At 26.9% G+C, this 20,469-nt stretch carries 18 protein-coding genes and 1 pseudogene; 5 read left to right on the top strand and 14 right to left on the bottom strand.

All coding sequences use genetic code 11. From position 1 onward, the window contains the following. The first annotated feature begins 37 nt into the window (after positions 1-37). Positions 38-280: a DUF4386 family protein gene (locus tag ACZJV1_RS08690; RefSeq protein ID WP_463652062.1), complete on the top strand. Its 243-nt coding sequence runs from the start codon at positions 38-40 to the stop codon at positions 278-280. 41 nt (positions 281-321) lie between these two features. On the opposite strand, the gene ACZJV1_RS08685 is transcribed toward ACZJV1_RS08690, so the two are convergent. The 4 genes from ACZJV1_RS08685 to ACZJV1_RS08670 form a co-directional block, all read right to left on the bottom strand. Next, positions 322-1,473, bottom strand: coding sequence for a hypothetical protein (locus tag ACZJV1_RS08685; protein ID WP_463652061.1), 1,152 nt, complete (start codon positions 1,471-1,473; stop codon positions 322-324). Positions 1,474-1,552: 79 nt separating this feature from the next. Further along, entirely contained in the window at positions 1,553-2,140 is a 588-nt protein-coding gene (locus ACZJV1_RS08680; protein WP_463652060.1) for a TetR/AcrR family transcriptional regulator, read from the bottom strand. Positions 2,141-2,571: 431 nt separating this feature from the next. Beyond that, positions 2,572-3,528 (bottom strand): serine hydrolase, encoded by a 957-nt coding sequence (locus ACZJV1_RS08675; protein WP_463652059.1) that lies wholly within the window; start codon positions 3,526-3,528, stop codon positions 2,572-2,574. A 336-nt stretch (positions 3,529-3,864) separates the two neighbouring features. Further along, positions 3,865-5,331, bottom strand: a complete 1,467-nt coding sequence (locus ACZJV1_RS08670) for a methyl-accepting chemotaxis protein (RefSeq protein WP_463652058.1) — start codon at positions 5,329-5,331, stop codon at positions 3,865-3,867. A gap of 281 nt (positions 5,332-5,612) precedes the next feature. On the opposite strand from ACZJV1_RS08670, the gene ACZJV1_RS08665 reads away from it, so the two are divergent. Next, on the top strand, positions 5,613-6,611 hold the full coding sequence (locus tag ACZJV1_RS08665; protein WP_463652057.1) for a 3-oxoacyl-[acyl-carrier-protein] synthase III C-terminal domain-containing protein: 999 nt from the start codon (positions 5,613-5,615) through the stop codon (positions 6,609-6,611). A 155-nt stretch (positions 6,612-6,766) separates the two neighbouring features. Here the strand turns inward: ACZJV1_RS08665 and ACZJV1_RS08660 are convergent, their stop codons facing one another. Continuing rightward, positions 6,767-8,404 (bottom strand): peptide ABC transporter substrate-binding protein, encoded by a 1,638-nt coding sequence (locus tag ACZJV1_RS08660; RefSeq protein ID WP_463652056.1) that lies wholly within the window; start codon positions 8,402-8,404, stop codon positions 6,767-6,769. A 521-nt stretch (positions 8,405-8,925) separates the two neighbouring features. Here ACZJV1_RS08660 and ACZJV1_RS08655 point away from each other — a divergent pair. Then, positions 8,926-9,087, top strand: a pseudogene (locus tag ACZJV1_RS08655) (3-oxoacyl-[acyl-carrier-protein] synthase III C-terminal domain-containing protein); the annotation flags it as partial. 153 nt (positions 9,088-9,240) lie between these two features. Here the strand turns inward: ACZJV1_RS08655 and ACZJV1_RS08650 are convergent. The 4 genes from ACZJV1_RS08650 to ACZJV1_RS08635 form a co-directional block, all read right to left on the bottom strand. After that, the gene (locus ACZJV1_RS08650; RefSeq protein WP_463652055.1) at positions 9,241-10,890 is read right to left on the bottom strand and encodes a peptide ABC transporter substrate-binding protein; all 1,650 of its coding nucleotides are present in this window, start codon (positions 10,888-10,890) and stop codon (positions 9,241-9,243) included. Between the two features lie 433 nt (positions 10,891-11,323). Further along, positions 11,324-11,659: a DUF3267 domain-containing protein gene (locus tag ACZJV1_RS08645; protein WP_463652151.1), complete on the bottom strand. Its 336-nt coding sequence runs from the start codon at positions 11,657-11,659 to the stop codon at positions 11,324-11,326. 171 nt (positions 11,660-11,830) lie between these two features. Next, positions 11,831-13,480, bottom strand: coding sequence for a peptide ABC transporter substrate-binding protein (locus ACZJV1_RS08640; protein WP_463652054.1), 1,650 nt, complete (start codon positions 13,478-13,480; stop codon positions 11,831-11,833). A gap of 505 nt (positions 13,481-13,985) precedes the next feature. Next, a complete protein-coding gene (locus ACZJV1_RS08635) occupies positions 13,986-14,414 on the bottom strand; it encodes a GNAT family N-acetyltransferase (RefSeq protein ID WP_463652053.1) in 429 nt (142 codons plus the stop codon). A 496-nt stretch (positions 14,415-14,910) separates the two neighbouring features. Between ACZJV1_RS08635 and ACZJV1_RS08630 the strand changes: the two genes are divergently transcribed. Both ACZJV1_RS08630 and ACZJV1_RS08625 read left to right on the top strand, forming a co-directional pair. Continuing rightward, positions 14,911-15,204 (top strand): zinc-ribbon domain-containing protein, encoded by a 294-nt coding sequence (locus ACZJV1_RS08630; RefSeq protein ID WP_460288770.1) that lies wholly within the window; start codon positions 14,911-14,913, stop codon positions 15,202-15,204. 3 nt (positions 15,205-15,207) lie between these two features. Further along, positions 15,208-15,570: a DUF2085 domain-containing protein gene (locus ACZJV1_RS08625; protein ID WP_463652052.1), complete on the top strand. Its 363-nt coding sequence runs from the start codon at positions 15,208-15,210 to the stop codon at positions 15,568-15,570. Between the two features lie 98 nt (positions 15,571-15,668). Here the strand turns inward: ACZJV1_RS08625 and ACZJV1_RS08620 are convergent, their stop codons facing one another. The 5 genes from ACZJV1_RS08620 to ACZJV1_RS08600 all read right to left on the bottom strand — a co-directional run bounded on the left by ACZJV1_RS08620 (position 15,669) and on the right by ACZJV1_RS08600 (position 20,198). Continuing rightward, positions 15,669-16,337: a DUF4272 domain-containing protein gene (locus ACZJV1_RS08620; RefSeq protein ID WP_463652051.1), complete on the bottom strand. Its 669-nt coding sequence runs from the start codon at positions 16,335-16,337 to the stop codon at positions 15,669-15,671. Continuing rightward, positions 16,288-16,554, bottom strand: a complete 267-nt coding sequence (locus tag ACZJV1_RS08615; RefSeq protein ID WP_463652050.1) for a hypothetical protein — start codon at positions 16,552-16,554, stop codon at positions 16,288-16,290. Before ACZJV1_RS08615 ends, ACZJV1_RS08620 begins: the two co-directional genes overlap by 50 nt. 79 nt (positions 16,555-16,633) lie before the next feature. Further along, complete coding sequence (locus ACZJV1_RS08610; RefSeq protein ID WP_463652049.1) at positions 16,634-17,551, bottom strand: cell division protein ZipA C-terminal FtsZ-binding domain-containing protein; 918 nt, start codon at positions 17,549-17,551, stop codon at positions 16,634-16,636. 50 nt (positions 17,552-17,601) lie between these two features. Next, a complete protein-coding gene (locus ACZJV1_RS08605; RefSeq protein WP_463652048.1) occupies positions 17,602-18,834 on the bottom strand; it encodes a cytoplasmic protein in 1,233 nt (410 codons plus the stop codon). 1,151 nt (positions 18,835-19,985) lie between these two features. Next, positions 19,986-20,198, bottom strand: a complete 213-nt coding sequence (locus ACZJV1_RS08600; RefSeq protein ID WP_463652150.1) for a lysozyme inhibitor LprI family protein — start codon at positions 20,196-20,198, stop codon at positions 19,986-19,988. Positions 20,199-20,469: the final 271 nt, after the last annotated feature.

Genomic DNA, 20,469 nt, shown 5'->3' with positions numbered 1-20,469 from the left:
CTTAAAACAATTTTAAATTAACTCTAATATAATTCTAATGTTATTGAGGATAATTTTCAATAAGATTTTTAATAGACAATCCCAAATAATAACTATAATTAAATTAAGTATTAATAAAAGTCTTTCACTACTTAGTGCATGGTTTCGACTTACTTATGCCACTATATTTGGAATTGCTATACTGAATTTAATCTTTGTATTGCTTCTTTCTAAAGATACAGATTATTTATCATTAATTAAAATAAATAAAACACTAATCTATTTGCTTAATTTAAAGTAGATATTAGGACTTCCTTAAGCCTAAGCCTTTCCTTTTTGTATTTACATATTTATACGACTCCACTTTGATTTTACTTGTAATGTATCATTTACAATTTTTATATCACAGTTCCATAAGTACGATTTCATCCATAGTTTACCTGGCATTGGTTGCCAACCTTTTTGTGGGTTAATTTGAAGTTTAATTGAATCATTATTTTTCTTTACTAAATAAGTTCCTCCCATAACCCCTTTAACCTCGTCAACAGATAGTGAAAAATGTCCTAGTATTTCTGTATTATCCTTTATTAAAACAATGTCTGGTATAGGTGGAGAAAAAGTTATTTTCATTTCACTATTGCTGCCGACCCTTCTTACACACTTTATTTCAGGATGTGTATTGTTTGTATTAATTGAATAAATGCAATTGTCTATTTTTATTTCATCTTCATCTTTATTAAATTCTATTGGTTCTATAATACCTGTATAATTATTATTTAATTCTTTAATATTATTAAAATAAGAATACCTAGCTAAATAAACTCTCTTAAAATTACACAATGGAAAAAGTTTAATAGGCTTTAGTTCTTTTCCATCTATCTTTACAAATATATCTGTGTGTTTTTGCTCCACCATATTAAATTTTTTTAAATATATAATAGGAAATTTATCTGGGCTATCACTCATAATACCTACAGGTGCTATAAGACCAAAACTATCTAGTTTATTCTTATTTTCTTTTATTTTAAACTCTATAATTCTATTTTCCTTATCTCTTAAAGATAGATATACATCTATACCTTTTTCAGTTACATCAAACTGTACCTTAATAAAATCAACTTTATATAAAGTTACTTTATTCAGCAATGATTTGTACTTATCTTCATCAATTGTTAGTCCCTTTGTATAGTAAATATCTGATTCGCCATCATGTCTTCCCATAAGTATGATGTAATAGATGAAATTTTCTTGTTTCACTTGTTGTAATTCTATAGCTTTATAAGTGGTGTCTCCCTGAAAATCAATTAAGCAAAGCTTCTCAATTATCACTTGTTCATCTTTAAATTTAATTATTGGATAAATGTATTTCTTCTTTCCTGCCTCATAAATTGAAAGATTATTCTTTTTATTACCTAAGTACTTTTCTTCATTAACTGGATTATTTTCAGGAACCATAAAGATTGGACAAATTTTTGAAATTAACCTTCCTATCACTTCTATACATCTCCTTTAAATTTTTAAAATGTATTAGGATTATTTTTATTATTTGATTTTTTAAATCTAATATTTTATATTATTGAGTTAGTAATTTATATAGATATTTTAGGTTTGATAAAATTATTGCTTTGGTTTCCTCTCTTGTGTTTATAAAACTTCGATTATTAATCCATTTACATAATTCACCATGCAAATAACTATGCAGTATATTTCCAATATAATTTGCTTTTTCATTTGAAATGTTTTTATTACTTATTTTTATAAGTTCTGAAAATCCCTCTCCTGGTTTATTCAATATTTTAGTAACTTCAGGAGAGGGTTTTCCACCTATAGACTCAAACCATATAAATCTATACCATCCGGGATGCTCCATAGAAAAATCAATTAAATTAGATAAAATTAAGAAGAACTTTTCTTCATCATCTTTTTCATTACTCAAAGAATCACTTGAATAATCCATCATTATAAGAAGTACCTTGCCAAGCGCTTCCCAAAATATTTCATCTAAACTACTAAAATAGTTATATAAGTTTGTATGTGCACATCCAACTTTTTTAGCAATATCTCTTAAAGTTACATCCTTTACTCCTTCATTTTTATCAATTAAACTTAATGTAGTTTCTAAAATAACTTCCTTACTTACATGTTTTTTATCACTTTTCAATTTAGTCTCTCCTTTCATTACCTAAGGTAATTACCATTGGTAATATTATACTATTATTCTCCTTATTTGTTAATAAATTTAAATACAATTTTATTTATATGTTTTCTAAAGTTTTACTTGAAAGTAGTTAATCTCATATTAAATTTACTTTATTATTTAAAGTAATATATTGTTTCAAAAAATAATGAGACTATCTCATTATAAAAATCACTTTTTATTTTGAGATAATCTCATTACATATCTATATACATAGTATTTATTAACTTTATTGTTTATTATTAATAACAAGTTTTTATTAAAATTTAAAAAAGTTATAGTTTTCAGCATATTTAAACAGTAGATAGAATTTTTTGACTAATGTCCTCTTAGACCTAGTAAATTCAAGAGGGTACAAAGGAGGTAACGAAACGCGACACCCTTTTTTAGTTTTACTAATTCTCAATTAAATTGTAGATTTCTCTAGATATACTTGCCATTATTTCTGATGCTAATTCTCCACCATCTAGTATTAATCTTTCGTCTTCATCTATATAATTCCCCTCATCTAGTTCTCCAATATCTTTTGTCATTATAACCAGAACATACTCTTCTTTAGCATATATTATCCCTATATCGTGATAGTATCTATAATAATTTCCTATTTTATGAGCTACATTATAGTATGGAAGATATTTATCTATTCTATCATGGAATACAGTTTCAGTCATATACTCTAAAATATTATCATAATAAGGATTTTTTTCTTCATTAAGATATAATTTTTTTAAAACCTCTCCTAATTGATTTGCTGTATATTTATTTTCACCATTAATTAATGATACATTGCCTGTAATATTTGAAATATAATCATATATACTTATTGTAGATATTCTTCTAAGCATATTTTTTGCTATATTATCTGAATAAACTATTGATAAGTAAATAGCATCATCTACTGTTATTGGTGCTATATAATCTTCTTGCCAAAGAACCCCTGCCCCTTCTTCGTAATCAGCATAACTATATTCTATTTCTGTATCCATTGAGTATTCTCCATTATAAACATCATCTGCAACAGACATAGCTAAAGGAATTTTAGTGGTACTTGCTGCTACGTAATATTCATCCCCATTATAAGAATACTCATCTTTTGTTTCAAAGTTATAGTAGTATAAAGATAAATTATCCTCGTAACCTTCAGCATATCTTTTTATAATTGACTCAATTTCTCTATCATAACTTGTTGTTTCAACTACTTCTATATAATCTTCATCCTTATAATTAATCTCTGAATAAACCTCATTTTCAATTAAAGACTCACTACTTTCTTTATTAAAAAAATTCATTCCAATTACACCAAGTAAGAATATTCCAATTAAAGATACAATTAAAATATAATTTTTCTTCATACTTATCCCCTTCATTAATAATATTTTCTTCATAAGTAATGTTTAATAAATTTAATATCTATCTTAACTAATATTATTACGAATAAAGCTTAAAATAATCTTAAAACAACATACTTTAAACTATCATTTTATCTCTATAATCTTGATTTAAATTTAGAGTTAACTGAAATTTAAGTTCTTTATTTCCATTAATAAAGTCACCTCTTAATAAATATACTCTATTATAATTTAAAATAATTATCAATTATCTTTTTAATATTATTCTTTATAACTATTGCTATGAAAAAAAGATGGTCACTGCTAATTTGCAATAACCATTCTTTTATATTATCTATTCTACTCATTTATAGAGTTTAATTCATCACATATATTATCTATTTCGTCATAACTACTTGTTATACCCATTATGCTATTATTAAGCTCATCAATAGCCGCAAAAATTTCTTCCATAGCAGTTGCAGTGGCTTCTACATTTTCGCTAATATTATTTACTGAACTTAATGTATTTTTCATTGTATTTTCAAGCACTGTAGATTGTGATCCAACACTTCTTGAATAACTTAATACATTAGAAGTATTCTTATTAACATCTTTAAACAACTCTTTAACATCATTTGTATGCTCATTACATAATTCGATTGACTTTTCTTCTTTTAATATTTCTTCTGCAACTACCTTGGTCTTATTAGATATATTATTCAATATTGATTCTACTTGATCTGTAGATATTTTTGAATCCTCAGCAAGTTTTCTTACTTCTTCTGCAACCACAGCAAAACCTCTTCCATGCTCTCCAGCTCTAGCTGCTTCTATTGATGCATTAAGAGCTAATAGATTCGTTTGCTCTGATATTTTTGTAATACTGTTAATAATATGAACTATTTTTGTATTTTCATCACTTAATTCATTTATCATAGACACTACATTCAAAATATTTGTATTTACCTTATTCATTTCAGAAGATAATATATCTACCTTATTATTACCTTCTAACACAACATTTTCAGTTGACTTAGATAATTCCTCCATAGTTTTAATGGCATTCGTAACTTCTTCTACTTTTTCTACTCCATCACCTATTGAAGCTTTCATTTCAATCATTACATCTACTTCTTTGGCTGCACTATTAGCAACATCGCTTGTAGAGCTAGTTATTTCTTCTGCTATTTGTCCTGTTGCAGAAATTCCACTTTTTATTTTCTCATTAGTTACTGTTAAAATTTTTATAGTACTATATATTTTTTCAAGTAGTAACTCTGCTCTATATTTAGCTTCTTCAGTAGCCTTATGAGTTTCTTCTAAATCTTTATAAATACGTTTGCTAGTAATAGCATTAATTGATAATATAACTGATCCTGCTATTATATATAATATATAAAATGCTAATTCATAGTATTCTACAGAAGCAAACAGAGTTGTTTTATAGCCTAAGAAGAAATACACTACAAGTAATACAGCCAAAACTGCTTCAATAATTAATATCCTTAAATCTTGATATACACTCATTACCAAAACACCATAATATACCAAAATAAAATTAGCCCAATTTGGGTCTGATATAAACATTATACATATAACAACAGTGTACATCATTACCGTATAATACATTGTTTGAATAATACATTTCTTTTTTATTAATATAAAATCAATTATAGCTAAAGGTATGGAAAGTCCAGCTAATATTAATATGGCGTTTCTATCTACCTTTAAAATTATATCAAAAATTATCCTTAATCCTACCGATAGTATAAATCCTGCCAACATTATTTTATTCTTCAATTCCGCATTTTTTTTATAATCCATTACTGCTCCCCCTTACTTCATTCCACATTATTATTATTCGTAGTATTATTATATAACTTTACCATATCCTATATTTTTTTCTTTTTAATCCTTATATTCTATTAATATACATTTTATTACATCAAAAATATACAAATAACGCCTTATTATGGTATAGTTATGTATAAATGTATTTTTCCATATAATTATGTTAATTTATTGAAATATTTTTCGATAATTATAAATATGGATATATTTAATATTAATAATATATTTAATAATAAAGATAAGGCGGAGATGAAATGAGCATAAAAATTAAAAACATCGAGTATTATACTCCTAAAACAAATTATTCTAATGAATATTTTTTGAAGCATTTTTCAGAGCAAGGATTAGATATTTCCGGGTTATTGAATGTTACTGGAAGAGACCAGAGATATATTTCTGAAGATTTTCATGAAAATTCTTTAACTATGGCTATAGAAGCTTGTGAAAAAGTAATAAGAACTGCAAATATAGATATACAAGATATAAATTTAGTCGTATTTGTATCCAGTACCCCAGAATATCTATCTCCTACAAATGCTGTTAAAATTCATAATGCTTTAGGTTTAGCTAAAAATGCAAATGCATATGATATGAATGGTAACTGTGCAGGAATGATAATTGCAATGGATCAAGTTTGTAGAACAATGAAAAGCAATAAAAGAATTAAATATAGTTTACTTGTAGGTTCAGATTTAGTAGTTAGATATTCAAGAAAATCAGAAGCTATTACTTATGCTAATTTTGGAGAATCTGCATGTGCTGTTTTATTAGAAAACACTGATGATAATATATCAGATTTCATAGATAGTTCATCTTACGTAGATAGTTCATTAAGCTGCTATATAAAATTTCCTCCTGAAGGATTTTCTAAGGTATTACCAATAGATGAAGATACACCGAAAGATAATAGAATAATAGAGTGGATAGATTTTAATACAGATGAGGCATTCGCAAGTTCTGTTGATTCAATAAATGAAATACTAGGTAGAAATAATCTAACTAAAGATGATGTTAAATTATATTGTTTATCTCAATTTGCAAAGAAAAATATTGATATGATAAGAGAAGCTTTAGAAGAACCAGATCATAAATTTCCATTTGTAGGTGACAGATTTGGATATACAGGTGTTACAAGCCCATTTATGGCCTTAGCCGATTCTGTTTCAAATGGCACCATTAAGCATGGAGATTATGTTATTTTATGGACAGTTGGAGCTGGTGTGGTTGCTTCATGTATACTACTTAGATATTAATATCAAATCACAAAGTCAAATATGACCTTTTTGATACAAATTGTGTACTAGCCTTCTATAGACTAGAATAAATATAAAAGTTGTATAAGATTAATTTTAATATTTAATCTTATACAACTTTCTTAACTAATTATCATTTATTTTAATATTATTTTTTATTTTGATTCTTCTATGTATGCTTTATCAAAGTACACATGTCCAAGCATTGAAACTCTAACACCTTTAACTTCTGGCTTAGCAGCAGTAGCTTTATTATAGAAGTAAAGTGGAATTATTGGCATATCTTCCATTAAAACATCTTCTGCTTGCTTCATAATATCCCATCTCTTATCTGCATCAGCTTCAGCCTTAGCAGCATTAACTAGCTCATCATATTTTGGATTTGAATAACCAGCATCATTGTTTCCTCCACCTGTTACCCATAAATCTAAGAATGTCATTGGATCAACATAATCTCCAAGCCAACCATGTCTTGCTATTTGATATCCACCTTCTTGTCTAGTGTTTAAGAATACCTTCCATTCTTGGTTAGTTAGTTCTACCTTTACTCCAATTTGAGCCCAGTTTTGTTGTATTACTTGTGCAACTAATTTGTGACATCCTTCTGAATTATACATAAATTCTAAAGTTGGAATCCCTTCTCCATTTGGATATCCAGCTTCTGCTAGTAATTTTTTTGCTTCTTCTATATTAGGGTTTGCTGCATCATAGTATTTTCTATCAGCAAAATCTTCCCCTTTAGCATTTAAAATTCCTTCTGGAACAAAAGCATATGCTGGAGTTTGCTTTGATTTTGTAACTTCATTAACTATACCCTCTCTATCAACTGCAAGAGATAAAGCTTTTCTTACTTTTGCATTACTTAAAACTTTTTTAACATCCTCAGATAAACTTGATTGCTTACCAACATTAAATGCTAGCATGTATATCCCAAGGTTTGGATGTATTGTAACTAATCCTTCAGCTTGGCCACCTTCTATTTCTGCTGGTGGAACTGTATCTACCATATCAAGTTCTCCAGATTTTAATGAAGCATAAGCAGTATTTATATCTGTAACTAATTTATAAACTACTCCTGGAAGCTTTATTTTATCTTTATTCCAGTAGTTTTCATTTTTTTCAAATATTAATTGATCTTTCATATCCCATTGAACTAACTTAAAAGGTCCATTTGAAACATAAGTTTCTGGATTTAATGACCATCCTTCTGGATCCTTACTAACTATATCTTCTCTTAATGGCATATAAGTTGTAAATGAAGTCAGTTCTAAGAAATAAGCTGTTGGAGATTCTAAAGTTACTTTCAAAGTATTATCATCTACAACTTCAATTCCAACGTCTTCTCTAGTTGCTGTACCTTCATTAAATTTTTGTGCATTTTTTATATAAAATAATTGATAGTTATATTCTGCTGCTGTATCCTTAGATATGGCCCTTATCCAAGAATATTCAAAATCCTTTGCGGTTACAGGTTTCCCATCTGACCACTTAGCATCTTTTCTTAATTTAAAAGTATAAACTAAATTATCATTTGAAACTTCATAACTTTCAGCAACCCCCGGAATTGCTTTTTCGTTTTCATCAAGTCTCATTAAGCCTTCAAAAGCATTATCTATTATTGATCCTGATCCTGATGAAGTATTTAAAGTTGGATCGATTGTTTCTGGATCCTCTCCTAAATTATAGATTAATTTTCTTTCTTCTGCTTGATTTTTACATCCTGCAAAAACAGACATTCCAAGAGCAAGTGTTAGTGCTATCGCACAAATTTTTCTTAATTTTTTACCATTCATAAGTTTATTTCCCCCTTAATATTTATAATTTTAAATTTAATAATGAAATTAAACCCCAATAAAAATCTTTTTATAAAACAAAAAGATTTTATATACAATTTTCATGTATATTTATTCTTATAATTTAAATAAATAATACACTTCAACACATTGAATGTCAATATATATTTTTTAATAATTTTAATATTTCATATAAAACTTTTTAATTTAAAAGAGCTTTTATAATTAATCTATTAAATAAATGTGTATTTTACTATTCATTTTATCAATTCATCTTAATGTAAATTCAGTTGAATTCCTAAAAATAATTTATGCACATAAAAATTCAATAATCTTTTATAATTTTATAGATAATATTAAAATAACCCAGAAAGACAATTTAAAATTTGTCTTTCCGGGTTATTAATTCCTATAACAACTATTTGGAATAAATAAAGCATGAATGAATTCATGTATAAACAAGAAAATAATAATAGAAATTAAATATATTACTTAGAGTTAATTCAAATTTAAATTCCTTATTTCCATTTGTAGGTGACAGATTTGAATATACAGGTGTTACAAGCCCATTTATGGCCTTAGCCAATTCTGTTTCAAATGGTACCATTAAGCATGGAGATTATGTTATTTTATGGACAGTTGTAGCTGGTATGTTTGCTTTATGTATACTACTTAGATATTAATATCAAATCACACAGTCAGATATGACCTTTTACCCAAATTATGTACTAGCTCTCTGTAGACTAGAATAAATATAAAAGTTGTATAAGATTAATTTTAATAGTTAATCTTATACAACTTTCTTAATTAATTATCATTCATTTTAATATTATTTTTTATTTTGATTCTTCTATATATGCTTTATCAAAGAATACATGTCCTAAAGTTGAAACTCTAACACCTTTAACTTCTGGCTTAGCTCCCTTAACTTTAGTGTAGTAGTATAATGGTATGATTGGAGTTTCATCCATAAGGATATCTTCAGCTTTTCTCATAAGTTCCCATCTCTTATCTGTATCTGTTTCTTTTCTAGCATCTGCAAGTAACTTATCGTATTCTGCATTTGAGAATCCAGCATCATTATTTCCTCCGCCAGTTTCCCACATATCTAGGAATGTCATTGGATCAACATAGTCTCCATTCCAACCATGTCTAGCAATTTGATATCCACCTTGTTGTCTTGTATTTAAAAATACCTTCCATTCTTGGTTAGTTAATTCAGCTTTTACACCAATTTTAGCCCAATCTTGTTGAATAACTTGAGCTATATCCTTGTGAGATCCTTCTGAATTATACATAAACTCAAATGTTGGAAGTCCTTCACCATTTGGATATCCAGCTTCAGCTAATAACTTCTTAGCTTCTTCTGTATTAGCTTGATTTGGATTAAAGTATTCTTTGCTTGCAAACTCTTCACCTTTACTATTTAAAATTCCCTTTGGAACATAGCTATATGCTGGAACTTGTCCTGCTTTAGTAACTTTTTCAACTATACCTTTTCTATCAATTGCAAGTGATAAAGCTTGTCTTACTTTTTTATTGCTTAAAGCTTTTTTAACTTCTGGTGATGATATAGTATCTTGCTTACCAACATTAAATGCTAACATGTATGTTGCAAGATTTGGATAAATTGTAACTAAACCTTCATTTTTACCAGATTCAATTTCTGCTGGAGGAACTGTATCAACCATGTCAAATTCACCTGATTTTAGTGAAGCATATGCAGTATTTTGATCAGTAACTAGTTTGTAAACTATTCCTGGAAGTTTGATTTCCTTCTTATTCCAATAGTTATCATTCTTTTCAAAAATTAATTGATCTTTCATATCCCATTGAACTAATTTGAAAGGTCCATTTGAAACATAAGTTTCTGGATTAGTTGCCCATGTATCTGGATTAGCTGAAACCATATCTTCTCTTAATGGCATATAAGTTGGGAAAGCTGTTAATTCTGGGAAATATGCTGTTGGTGACTCTAAAGTTACCTTTAAAGTATGATCATCAACAACTTCTATTCCTAAGTCCTCTCTCTTAGCTTCTCCCTTATTGAATTTTAAACCATTCTTAATATAGAAAAATTGGTAATTATATTCTGCTGCTGTTTCTTTAGTTAAAGCTCTAACCCATGAATATTCAAAGTCTTTAGCTGTAACATTTTTTCCATCTGACCATTTAGCATCCTTTCTTAATTTGAAAGTGTATACTAATTTATCGTCAGATACATCCATCTTTTCAGCTACACCTAGCTTAGCCTTTTCATTTTCATCTAGTCTCATTAGCCCTTCAAAAGCATTATCAATAATAGTTCCTGATTCTGCTGCAGTATTTAAAGTTGGGTCTATTGTTTCTGGATCTGAACCTAAATTATAAATTAGTTTCCTTCCGCTATCTACTGAATTATCTTTTCCACAACCTGCGAAAACAGACATTCCAAGAGCAAGTGTTAGTGCTATTGCACAAATTTTTCTTAGCTTATTGCTTTTCATAAATTTATTTCCCCCTTGATATTTATAATTTTTAATTTATTATTTAATAATAAAATTAAACCCCAATGATTTTCTTTTTATAAAGTAGAAAGAACTTATATACAATTTTTATATATTTATTCTTACAATTTAAACAAATAATACACTTTAATACACAAAATGTCAATATGTATTTATCAGTAAATTTAATGTTTTTTATAAAAATTAAAAATCAAAAAGAGTTTTTATAATTAATTTATTAAACAAATGCATATTTTGTTACACATTTTATTAATTTACCTTTATTTTACTTTAACTATATTTTATTGTATTACTAAAAATAATTATATGCACAAAAATTTAATCATCTTTTATAATTTTATAGATAATATTAAAATATCCCAGAAAGACAATTTATAATTTGTCTTTCTGGGATTATTAATTCCTATAACAACTATTTGAAATATATATTATGACCATTGCTAAGAATATACGAATTTTTAGTAACTTGTATATTAATCAAAATAACCCCCAATAAATTAACAGAAGATCCATCATCATTTATTAGGCACAGTAAACAAACAAATCCATTTAACAGCCCAAAAAAGCTTAAAATTATTGGGAAAACAAAAGATAATATTATATATGGCATTAAATAAATAATTAGAAATCTATGCTTTTTTATCTTTTCTTCAGTATAAACAAAGGCAAATATACCATTAAATCCACAATATGTTTTATTTGATCTTAAACTATTTGTAATAAATAAATCATGAATGAATTCATGTATACTACTTAGATATTAATATCAAATCACAAAATAATATATGACCTTTCTGGCTCAAATTGTGTACTAGCCTTCTATATGCTAGAGTAAATATAAAAGTTGTATAAGATTAATTTTAATAGTTAATCTTATACAACTTTCTTAATTAATTATCATTGATTTTAATATTATTTTTTATTTTGATTCTTCTATATACGCTTTATCAAAGTATACATGTCCAAGCATTGAAACTCTAACACCTTTAACTTCTGGCTTAGCTCCCTTAACTTTAGTGTAGTAGTATAATGGGATGATTGGAGCTTCATCCATAAGGATATCTTCAGCTTTTCTCATAATTTCCCATCTCTTATCTGGATCTGTTTCTTTTCTAGCATCTGCAAGTAACTTATCGTATTCTGCATTTGAGAATCCAGTATCATTATTTCCTCCGCCAGTTTCCCACATGTCTAAGAATGTCATTGGATCAACATAGTCTCCATTCCAACCATGTCTAGCAATTTGATATCCACCTTGTTGTCTTGTATTTAAGAATACCTTCCATTCTTGGTTAGTTAATTCAGCTTTTACACCAATTTTAGCCCAATCTTGTTGAATAACTTGAGCTATGTCCTTGTGAGACCCTTCAGTATTATACATAAACTCAAATGTTGGAAGTCCTTCTCCATTTGGGTATCCAGCTTCAGCTAATAACTTCTTAGCTTCTTCTGTATTAGCTTGATTTGGATTAAAGTATTCTTTGCTTGCAAACTCTTCACCTTTATCATTTAAGATTCCCTTTGCAACATAGCTATATGCTGGAACTTGTCCTGCTTTAGTAACTTTTTCAACTATACCTTTTCTATCAATTGCAAGTGATAAAGCTTGTCTTACTTTTTTATTGTTTAAAGCTTTTTTAACTTCTGGTGATGATATAGTATCTTGCTTACCAACATTAAATGCTAACATATATGTCCCAAGGTTTGGATAAATTATAACTAAACCTTCATTCTTGCCAGCTTCAATTTCTGCTGGTGGAACTGTATCAACCATGTCAAATTCGCCTGATTTCAATGAAGCGTATGCAGTGTTTTGGTCAGTAACTAATTTATAAACTATTCCTGGAAGCTTAATTTCTTTCTTCCTCCAATAATTATCATTCTTTTCAAAAATTAATTGATCTTTAATATCCCATTGAACTAATTTGAAAGGTCCATTTGAAACATAAGTTTCTGGATTAGTTGCCCATGTATCTGGATTAGCAGAAACTATATCTTCTCTTAATGGTACATAATTTGCAAATGCTGTTAATTCTGGGAAATACTCTGTTGTTGACTCTAAAGTTACCTTTAAAGTATGATCATCAACAACTTCTATTCCTAAATCTTCTCTTTTAGCTTTTCCATCATAGAAATTTTTTGCATTCTTAATATAGAAAAATTGGTATGCATACTCTGCTGCTGTTTCTTTAGTTAAAGCTCTAACCCATGAATATTCAAAGTCTTTAGCTGTAACGTCTTTTCCATCTGACCATTTAGCATCCTTTCTTAACTTGAAAGTGTATACTAATTTATCGTCAGAAACATCCATTTTTTCAGCAACTCCTGGAATTGCCTTTTCATTCTCATCCAACTTCATTAGCCCTTCAAAAGCATTATCAATAACAGTTCCTGCTTCTGCTGCAGTATTTAGAGTTGGGTCTATTGTTTCTGGATCTGAACCTAAATTGTAAATTAATTTCCTTCCATTATCTACTGAATTATCTTTTCCGCAACCTGCGAAAACAGACATTCCAAGCGCAAGTGTTAGTGCTATTGCACAAATTTTTCTAAACTTTTTACCTTTCATAAATTTATTTCCCCCTTGATATTTATAATTTTCAATTTATTATTTAATAATAAAATTAAACCCCAATGATTTTCTTTTTATAAAGTAAAAAGAACTTATATACAATTTTTATATATATTTATTCTTATAATTTAAACAAATAATACACCTAATTCCATAAAATGTAAATATATATTTATCAATAAATTTAATATTTTTTATAAAAATTAAAAATCAAAAAGAGTTTTCATAATTAATTTATTAAATAAATGCATATTTTGTTACACACTTTATCAATTTATCTCCATTTTACTTTAACTATATTTTATTGTATTACTAAAAATAAATATACGCACAAAAATTTAATCATCTTTTATAATTTTATAGATAATATTAAAATATCCCAGAAAGACAATTTATAATTTGTCTTTCTGGGATTATTAATTTCTATTTCTAAATAAAAAGTTATATTAAACTAAGATTGTTTAATATTGTAGCATTTAGAAACTATACTGTAATTTTTAAATTACTTATTTCCAAAATACATAGCATATTCACTTTCTTTTATATCTTCATTAATAAGCTCCTCTAAAATTACGAAATCATTTTTATGATAGAAGTTTATTGCATTTTTATTCTTTGTAAAAACATGTAATGTAAGATAAGGATATTTATCCTTACAAAAATCTATTAATTTTTGCCCTATACCCTCTCTTTGATATTCTTTTTTCACAAAAATTCCACCTATATAATTATCTTCAACAATACCTACGAAGCCCTTTATAATATCCTTTTCTTCAAATGTATAAACATCAACTTCTTTAAGCATTTCCTTAACTAAATCGTAATTTTTAATCCAATATTCTTTAGATATGAAGTCATGGGCATCTATATTTGTATCTAACCAGACTTTCATTACCTCATCTAATTTATTTAAATTCAATTTTTTTATCATACTCTTCTCCTCAATTTCTATAAATTTTAAAAGTAAGAGTTGAATACACTCATCAAGTTCACCCTTTCTAAAAATATATTTATGAAATGCCATTATAATTTTTATCTTACGTTCTCTTAACCTAGTAAATTTAATTGATTATCAAATATAATTTTTTTCTCAGCTTCTGTTAATTCTTCTTCTATCCCACACTTGTCTAAAAATTCCTTAAAAAACAATTTCCTTTTTATATTTTCATAATTATACCAGAAATCTATCTACTATTATAAATTATTTAGAAATAAATAATATAAAATTATTAAATATTTTCTTAAATAATTGAATTTTATTGCCATCTGCATAATAAAATATACTACATATATTATTTACTATTTTTTAATTTTCAACAAGATATAATATAATATATTCAAAAATCATATAATTTTACAATAACCCTATTATATTGACAATCAACCAATATTTACATATAATTTTTAATGAAAGGGGTGGAATTATAATGTTTTGTAAAAATTGTGGAAAAGAAATCGATGATAAAGCATCTATATGTGTACATTGCGGAGTTTCAACAAACTCAAACCCAGCAGTTGTAGATAATGGTGGATTTGGATGGGGATTATTAGGATGTTGTATTCCGATTGTTGGTCTAGTTTTATTTTTAGTTTGGAAAGATACTAAACCAAAATCAGCAAAAGCAGCTGGTATTGGAGCTTTAGTTTCAGTTCTCCTTATAGTGCTATTATACGTATTTATTTTTGTTATTGGAGCTGCTGGAGCCTTGGCTGGTTATTAAAAAATGGTAAAAAGTTTTTTTTATAAGTGGCTACCAATTATTTTCGGATGCCATTGTAGAGCAGATAGATCTTTCTATTTTAAAAATAAGAAATTTCCTATATGTGCTAGATGTACTGGCGAACTAATCGGAATGATTTGTTCGCCATTTCTATTCTCTTCATATAATCCTAATATAATATACAATTTACTTTTAATGATTCCGATGATTTTAGATGGTTTTATACAATTGTCAACTAATTATGAAAGTAATAATTCTAAAAGATTTTTTACAGGTCTTCTTTTTGGCTATGCTTTATGTAATATCTTTATAATATCAATTATTTTTATATGGCAATGTGGATATAACTTTGGTAGAAATCTTTAAATCTTCTACTTAATAAGTAAAAAAGCTATATGAGACTGAAATTAAGTCAGTCTCATATAGCTTTTTGTACTTTAATTTCTAATAGATCCTCTAATTTATTAAGTATCCGTTGAAACACTGTCCCAGTTATAATTATATGTACCTTTTCCAATAAGCCAGTTTAACCCCCAATGACGTTCGAAGACTACACCTGAATCTAAATCTGCTGGTGGATTTTTCCCATGTATTCTGGCATCTACACAAGCCCAATTATAACGATAAATTAAATCCGCCTCATCTAATATCTCGTCTATACTTTTTAATCTAACTGTTTTCATAAAATCATTAAAATCTTCACAGTCTGCTACTGCATGAATTGCAAAGTTACAATCACATATTTGCGAAGGATATTCTAGTTTATCTACAATTCCTAGTGCCCAAATAAGTGTCCAATAAGCTTCATATTTCCATGCCATATTAATTACATCTTGCTTTTCTGGATTACCAAATATAATTTTCATCTCAGCTTCTGTTAATTCTTCTTTTACTTCATACTTATCTAAAAAGCCTTTAAAAAACTCTCTAGATTCTTCGATATTATCTCCACTATTAATATCACAGGCTACTTGAATAGAAATTAAACTTGTAATAGCACGCTTGGCTATTTCTTCTGCACTTCGCATCTCTATTCCATTTGCCTCCTCAATAACTGGAAGTTCCTCCATATATGGAACTTTATTAGCTTTTAATATTTCTATAGATTTTTGTTTTCTTTCTAATTGGTTCACGCTCTTTCCTCCTCCATTCATATTCATCACCAAAATCACTTGGGGCAAATTCTTGAGATGGTGTCTGAATACTTAATTGCAGTTCATAACCATTACTTGTCCCAAGTCTAATGTATTTTATTTTCTTTAAGTCTTCTTCTCTTAATATGTTATCTTTCTTATTTAAAAATTTACATAAGCATTCTTGTAGCCATCTTGATTTCAATTTTATTTCCATATCATAATCTCCATTATTTTAACATTCTTTATAATTGCAAGATATCGTCTTATATTTTACAAGTAGAAAATTAAATAATTTAAAATAAAAATAAAGCAGCATCCTCTCCAGGCTCTTGTCCATATTTATTAAATCTCTTTACTGTTTCCTTAATTTCTTTAATATAAAATTCCTTACTTATCTCTTCATTTTTCTCATTCACGATTGTTCCACCTATTTTCTCTTGTATGTAAAGAATCCCATTCCACATAATTTCAAAAACTTCTATCGGTTTATATGTTCTTGAAATATTCATTACAAACACTAAATCTTTATACTTAAATTCATTCATTTGATTTGGCATAAAATATCCTGGATTTGTATTTGTAGCTACTGAGAATAATACATCATCTCCATTTGTACAAGTATTGGGTAAATGGTACAAGTCCATATCTCTCCATTCTAAATTTAATTCTTTCATTAGAGTTTCTATTTCTTTTCCTAAAACTCCTTGGCTTTCTCTTGACTTCCAAGTTACAACTATATCATGCTCATACCCTTCTTCTAATTCATAAAATTCTTCCAATTTTTGTGCTTTCAAAATAACATTTTCAATACTTTCTCTTGGCTCAATGCTTATTTTATATTTCCCTTTAAATTCATTTGTAATATAATTCAACTCTTCCTTTAAATTTTCTTTAGTTGCAGTTGCTACACAATCACAATTATCAAATATATCTACCATAATTGTTACAATATCGTAATCTAATTCCTCTCTATATCCTGTTCCAACTGCTAAAAACTTATCATATTTTACTGAATGACCATACTTTATATAGCCTTTTAACATAGCCACACATTCAGAATTACTAATAGTACCAGATATTAATTTTACATCTACTAACCAAGATGTTTTATCATCAGGAATGCGAAATATAATATTATTTATTGTATCAAAACTAACTGTATGTTTATTAAAATACATTGCTCTAGCTTGCCTATATTTAATTATTTCCATGAATAATACCACCTCTTAATAAGTATAATCTATTATAATTCTACAATTTATTATAATTTAAAATAATCATCAATTATCTTTTTAATTTCACCATAAGCAATACAATTATATTCATCATATTCAACTAGAATATTAATAAATAAATCTTCTACTTCCGTATCCCTATACTTAGATAAGAAATCAACACAAATATCCCATATCCCTTGAAATTCATTTAAAGAAAGAATCTTAAAAGATAATTCCTTAGCTTTAGTTTTATTATTAACCTTAAAATTGTAAAATATATACTCCAATTCTTCTAGAGGATCCTCTCCAATATAATTTAGTAATTCTACAATCTTTTCATCTGAGGTATCTTCTGCTAAAGATGATATAGCTATATCTCTATAATCTGGAAAATCTTCATTAGGTTTACTTATATTAATTGGTTTAGTTTGTTTTTCTTCTAAAATTATTTGTTTATATTTGTTCCTATTCCTTGTACTCTTATTTTTATTATTATAATAATTCTTTATCGCTTTTGCATTACTCAACTTATTAAAAGGAACATTATTACCTAAATAATTAATACCTTTTTCACCAGTATTGTAATTTTTATATAAATAAGGTTTTATTATTGTAATACAGCTAAGGGGTTTCCCTTCTAAATAAGAAGCTGTTGCTTTATGATGACCATCTATTAATAAAGCCATAAACCCTCTTAATTCAGTAGCAATACCAAATAATTTTTCACCATGCCTAATTTTTTCTCTATAATATTCTACTCTTTCATTGTTATAGCAATTAGTTCCTTGAGATGGCAGCATAAATTTAGGTGATCCACAAATTGTTCCATAATTAGGACAATAATAGTATCCACTTGCATTATAATTTTTGCTTTGCATGTCTAAATTCCAAAAATAATTTCCTTCACCATCTGTAGGAATTAAATCTATTTCTTTTAATACATAATAATCACTCTCAAGCAAGGCTAGTATAGACTTAATTTTATCAAATCCATCTTCTATCTCTTTTATTGTATTAATATTATTTAAAATATTAATTACTTTGCTATCCACTTCCTCCCTACCTTCTGCTAACTGAATCATAGCAGAACAAGTTGGACAGTATTCTGTATTGCCCATAATCAAAGGTGTATCTCCCAAAAAATAAGTCATTTTTATTTCACCATTTTTATCCTTAGCAAAGCTACTATTTAATTTCCCACGTCCATTTTTTACTCTAAATAGAATATCTGAGTTATTTAACATTTGAATTCGTTCTACTTTCGTTTTTATTAACATGAAATCCCCCTTAGTGTTGTTATGGAAATGCCTTCATATTTTTTATTAATAGTGTATATCCTAAGGCTATCATAACTATTGCAGTTAATTATTTCTAATTAAATTATATCATTTCCATAAAAGTGTACAAATTTATTATTTAGCTGTGTTCTAGATGTTTATATAAAAGTTATTTCACTACTAATAACACATTTTTAGTAAAATCTTTAAAAGTTATAGTTTTCTGCATATTTAAACAGTATATAGATATTTTTTTATCTAATAAAAGAACTAATAAAGCTAGGAAAATCAAAGGTTTACAAAGGGGGTCACGAAACGCGACCCCCTTTGAATATATAAAAAATAATTTATAAAGAGAGGTTTATATTATGAATAAACTAGAAATTTTTAAAAATGATACCTTTGGAGAAATTAGCTTCCCCTTTCATTACCTAATGTGATTACCATTGGTAATATCATACTAACATTTCCCTATTTTGTAAATAAATCAAATATAATTTTGTTTATATGTTTTCTAAAGTTTTACTTGAAAGTACTTAATCTCATATTAAATTTACTTTATTATTTACACTAATATATTGTTTTAAAAATAATGAGATAGTCTCATTATATATCTATATCCATAATGTTTATTAATTTTATTGTATTTATTATTAATAACAAGTTTTTATTAGAAATTTTAAAAAGTTATAGCTTTCTGCATATTTAAATAGTGTATAGAAATTTTTTATCAACTTAAATTCTTGATAAACCTAGTAAAATCAATGGTTAACAAGGGGCTAACGTTTCGTGAGGTCCTTTAAAAATAAAAAAATCAATTTAAAAAGTGGAGTTTATATTATGGAATGTCATGTATGCAAATGAATAAAATTCTTAACTAATTAAAAGTACAATACAAATTTTCTGATAAATGGACTTTGTATCAAGATTATGCATCTGAATGATATACACACTCTAAAACAATTAATACACCTATAGGAAATATACTGTCAACATATTGGACTGAAAGAGGACGATCTTTTATCTATAGACTATTGAAAGAGAAACTAGGGATACTCCCTTGATGGAGAATAATTAAATGAGCTATATCAGATTGAGTATTAATTCAGCCTGATATAGCTTCTTTATTATTAAATGATTATTTTTCTATTTTATTTCATATATTTATTAACTAGTTCATAACATCTTTCTTTTGTAGTTTCACCTAAACTATCAGTATAAACTAATGGTTGCATGGTACCATCTTCAAACTTTTTCCCATTTTTCTCAGCAATAGAATCTCTAATATTTATCCATTGTATTTGCTTTTCCCTAACTTTATCCATTTTTTCTTGAGGTAATTGCTCTATTAAAACATTATATATTTAATTAAGCATATCATCCCATTTGTTATATTTAATACCTGCAGATTCTCTCATATGAATAGTAGTTCCATCCTTATATTTATCATTAGACAAAATAACTTTTATTTCTAATTCTAAGTTATCTAATTTGTTTAAATATATTTGTTTTTTACTATCAGTATATTGAAGAATATTACTGCTTGTATTTTTTTATTAATATCTTCATTTAATTAGTCTTTTTATACGTCGTTTAAAAATTAAGATTAAGTATCTTGGTCTTGACATAGAAGTT

The sequence above is a fragment of the Clostridium sp. LS3 genome, from assembly GCF_055330225.1.
Note: the sequence above shows the minus strand (reverse complement) of the source record. Positions and strands in the feature narration are given on the sequence as shown.

Coding starts and splice junctions, on each gene's coding strand:
- ACZJV1_RS08690 (WP_463652062.1), top strand. CDS start 38: ATGTTATTGAGGATAATTTTCAATAAGATTTTTAATAGACAATCCCAA.
- ACZJV1_RS08675 (WP_463652059.1), bottom strand. CDS start 3,528: ATGAAGAAAAATTATATTTTAATTGTATCTTTAATTGGAATATTCTTA.
- ACZJV1_RS08670 (WP_463652058.1), bottom strand. CDS start 5,331: ATGGATTATAAAAAAAATGCGGAATTGAAGAATAAAATAATGTTGGCA.
- ACZJV1_RS08665 (WP_463652057.1), top strand. CDS start 5,613: ATGAGCATAAAAATTAAAAACATCGAGTATTATACTCCTAAAACAAAT.
- ACZJV1_RS08660 (WP_463652056.1), bottom strand. CDS start 8,404: ATGAATGGTAAAAAATTAAGAAAAATTTGTGCGATAGCACTAACACTT.
- ACZJV1_RS08650 (WP_463652055.1), bottom strand. CDS start 10,890: ATGAAAAGCAATAAGCTAAGAAAAATTTGTGCAATAGCACTAACACTT.
- ACZJV1_RS08640 (WP_463652054.1), bottom strand. CDS start 13,480: ATGAAAGGTAAAAAGTTTAGAAAAATTTGTGCAATAGCACTAACACTT.
- ACZJV1_RS08635 (WP_463652053.1), bottom strand. CDS start 14,414: ATGATAAAAAAATTGAATTTAAATAAATTAGATGAGGTAATGAAAGTC.
- ACZJV1_RS08630 (WP_460288770.1), top strand. CDS start 14,911: ATGTTTTGTAAAAATTGTGGAAAAGAAATCGATGATAAAGCATCTATA.
- ACZJV1_RS08625 (WP_463652052.1), top strand. CDS start 15,208: ATGGTAAAAAGTTTTTTTTATAAGTGGCTACCAATTATTTTCGGATGC.
- ACZJV1_RS08615 (WP_463652050.1), bottom strand. CDS start 16,554: ATGGAAATAAAATTGAAATCAAGATGGCTACAAGAATGCTTATGTAAA.
- ACZJV1_RS08610 (WP_463652049.1), bottom strand. CDS start 17,551: ATGGAAATAATTAAATATAGGCAAGCTAGAGCAATGTATTTTAATAAA.
- ACZJV1_RS08605 (WP_463652048.1), bottom strand. CDS start 18,834: ATGTTAATAAAAACGAAAGTAGAACGAATTCAAATGTTAAATAACTCA.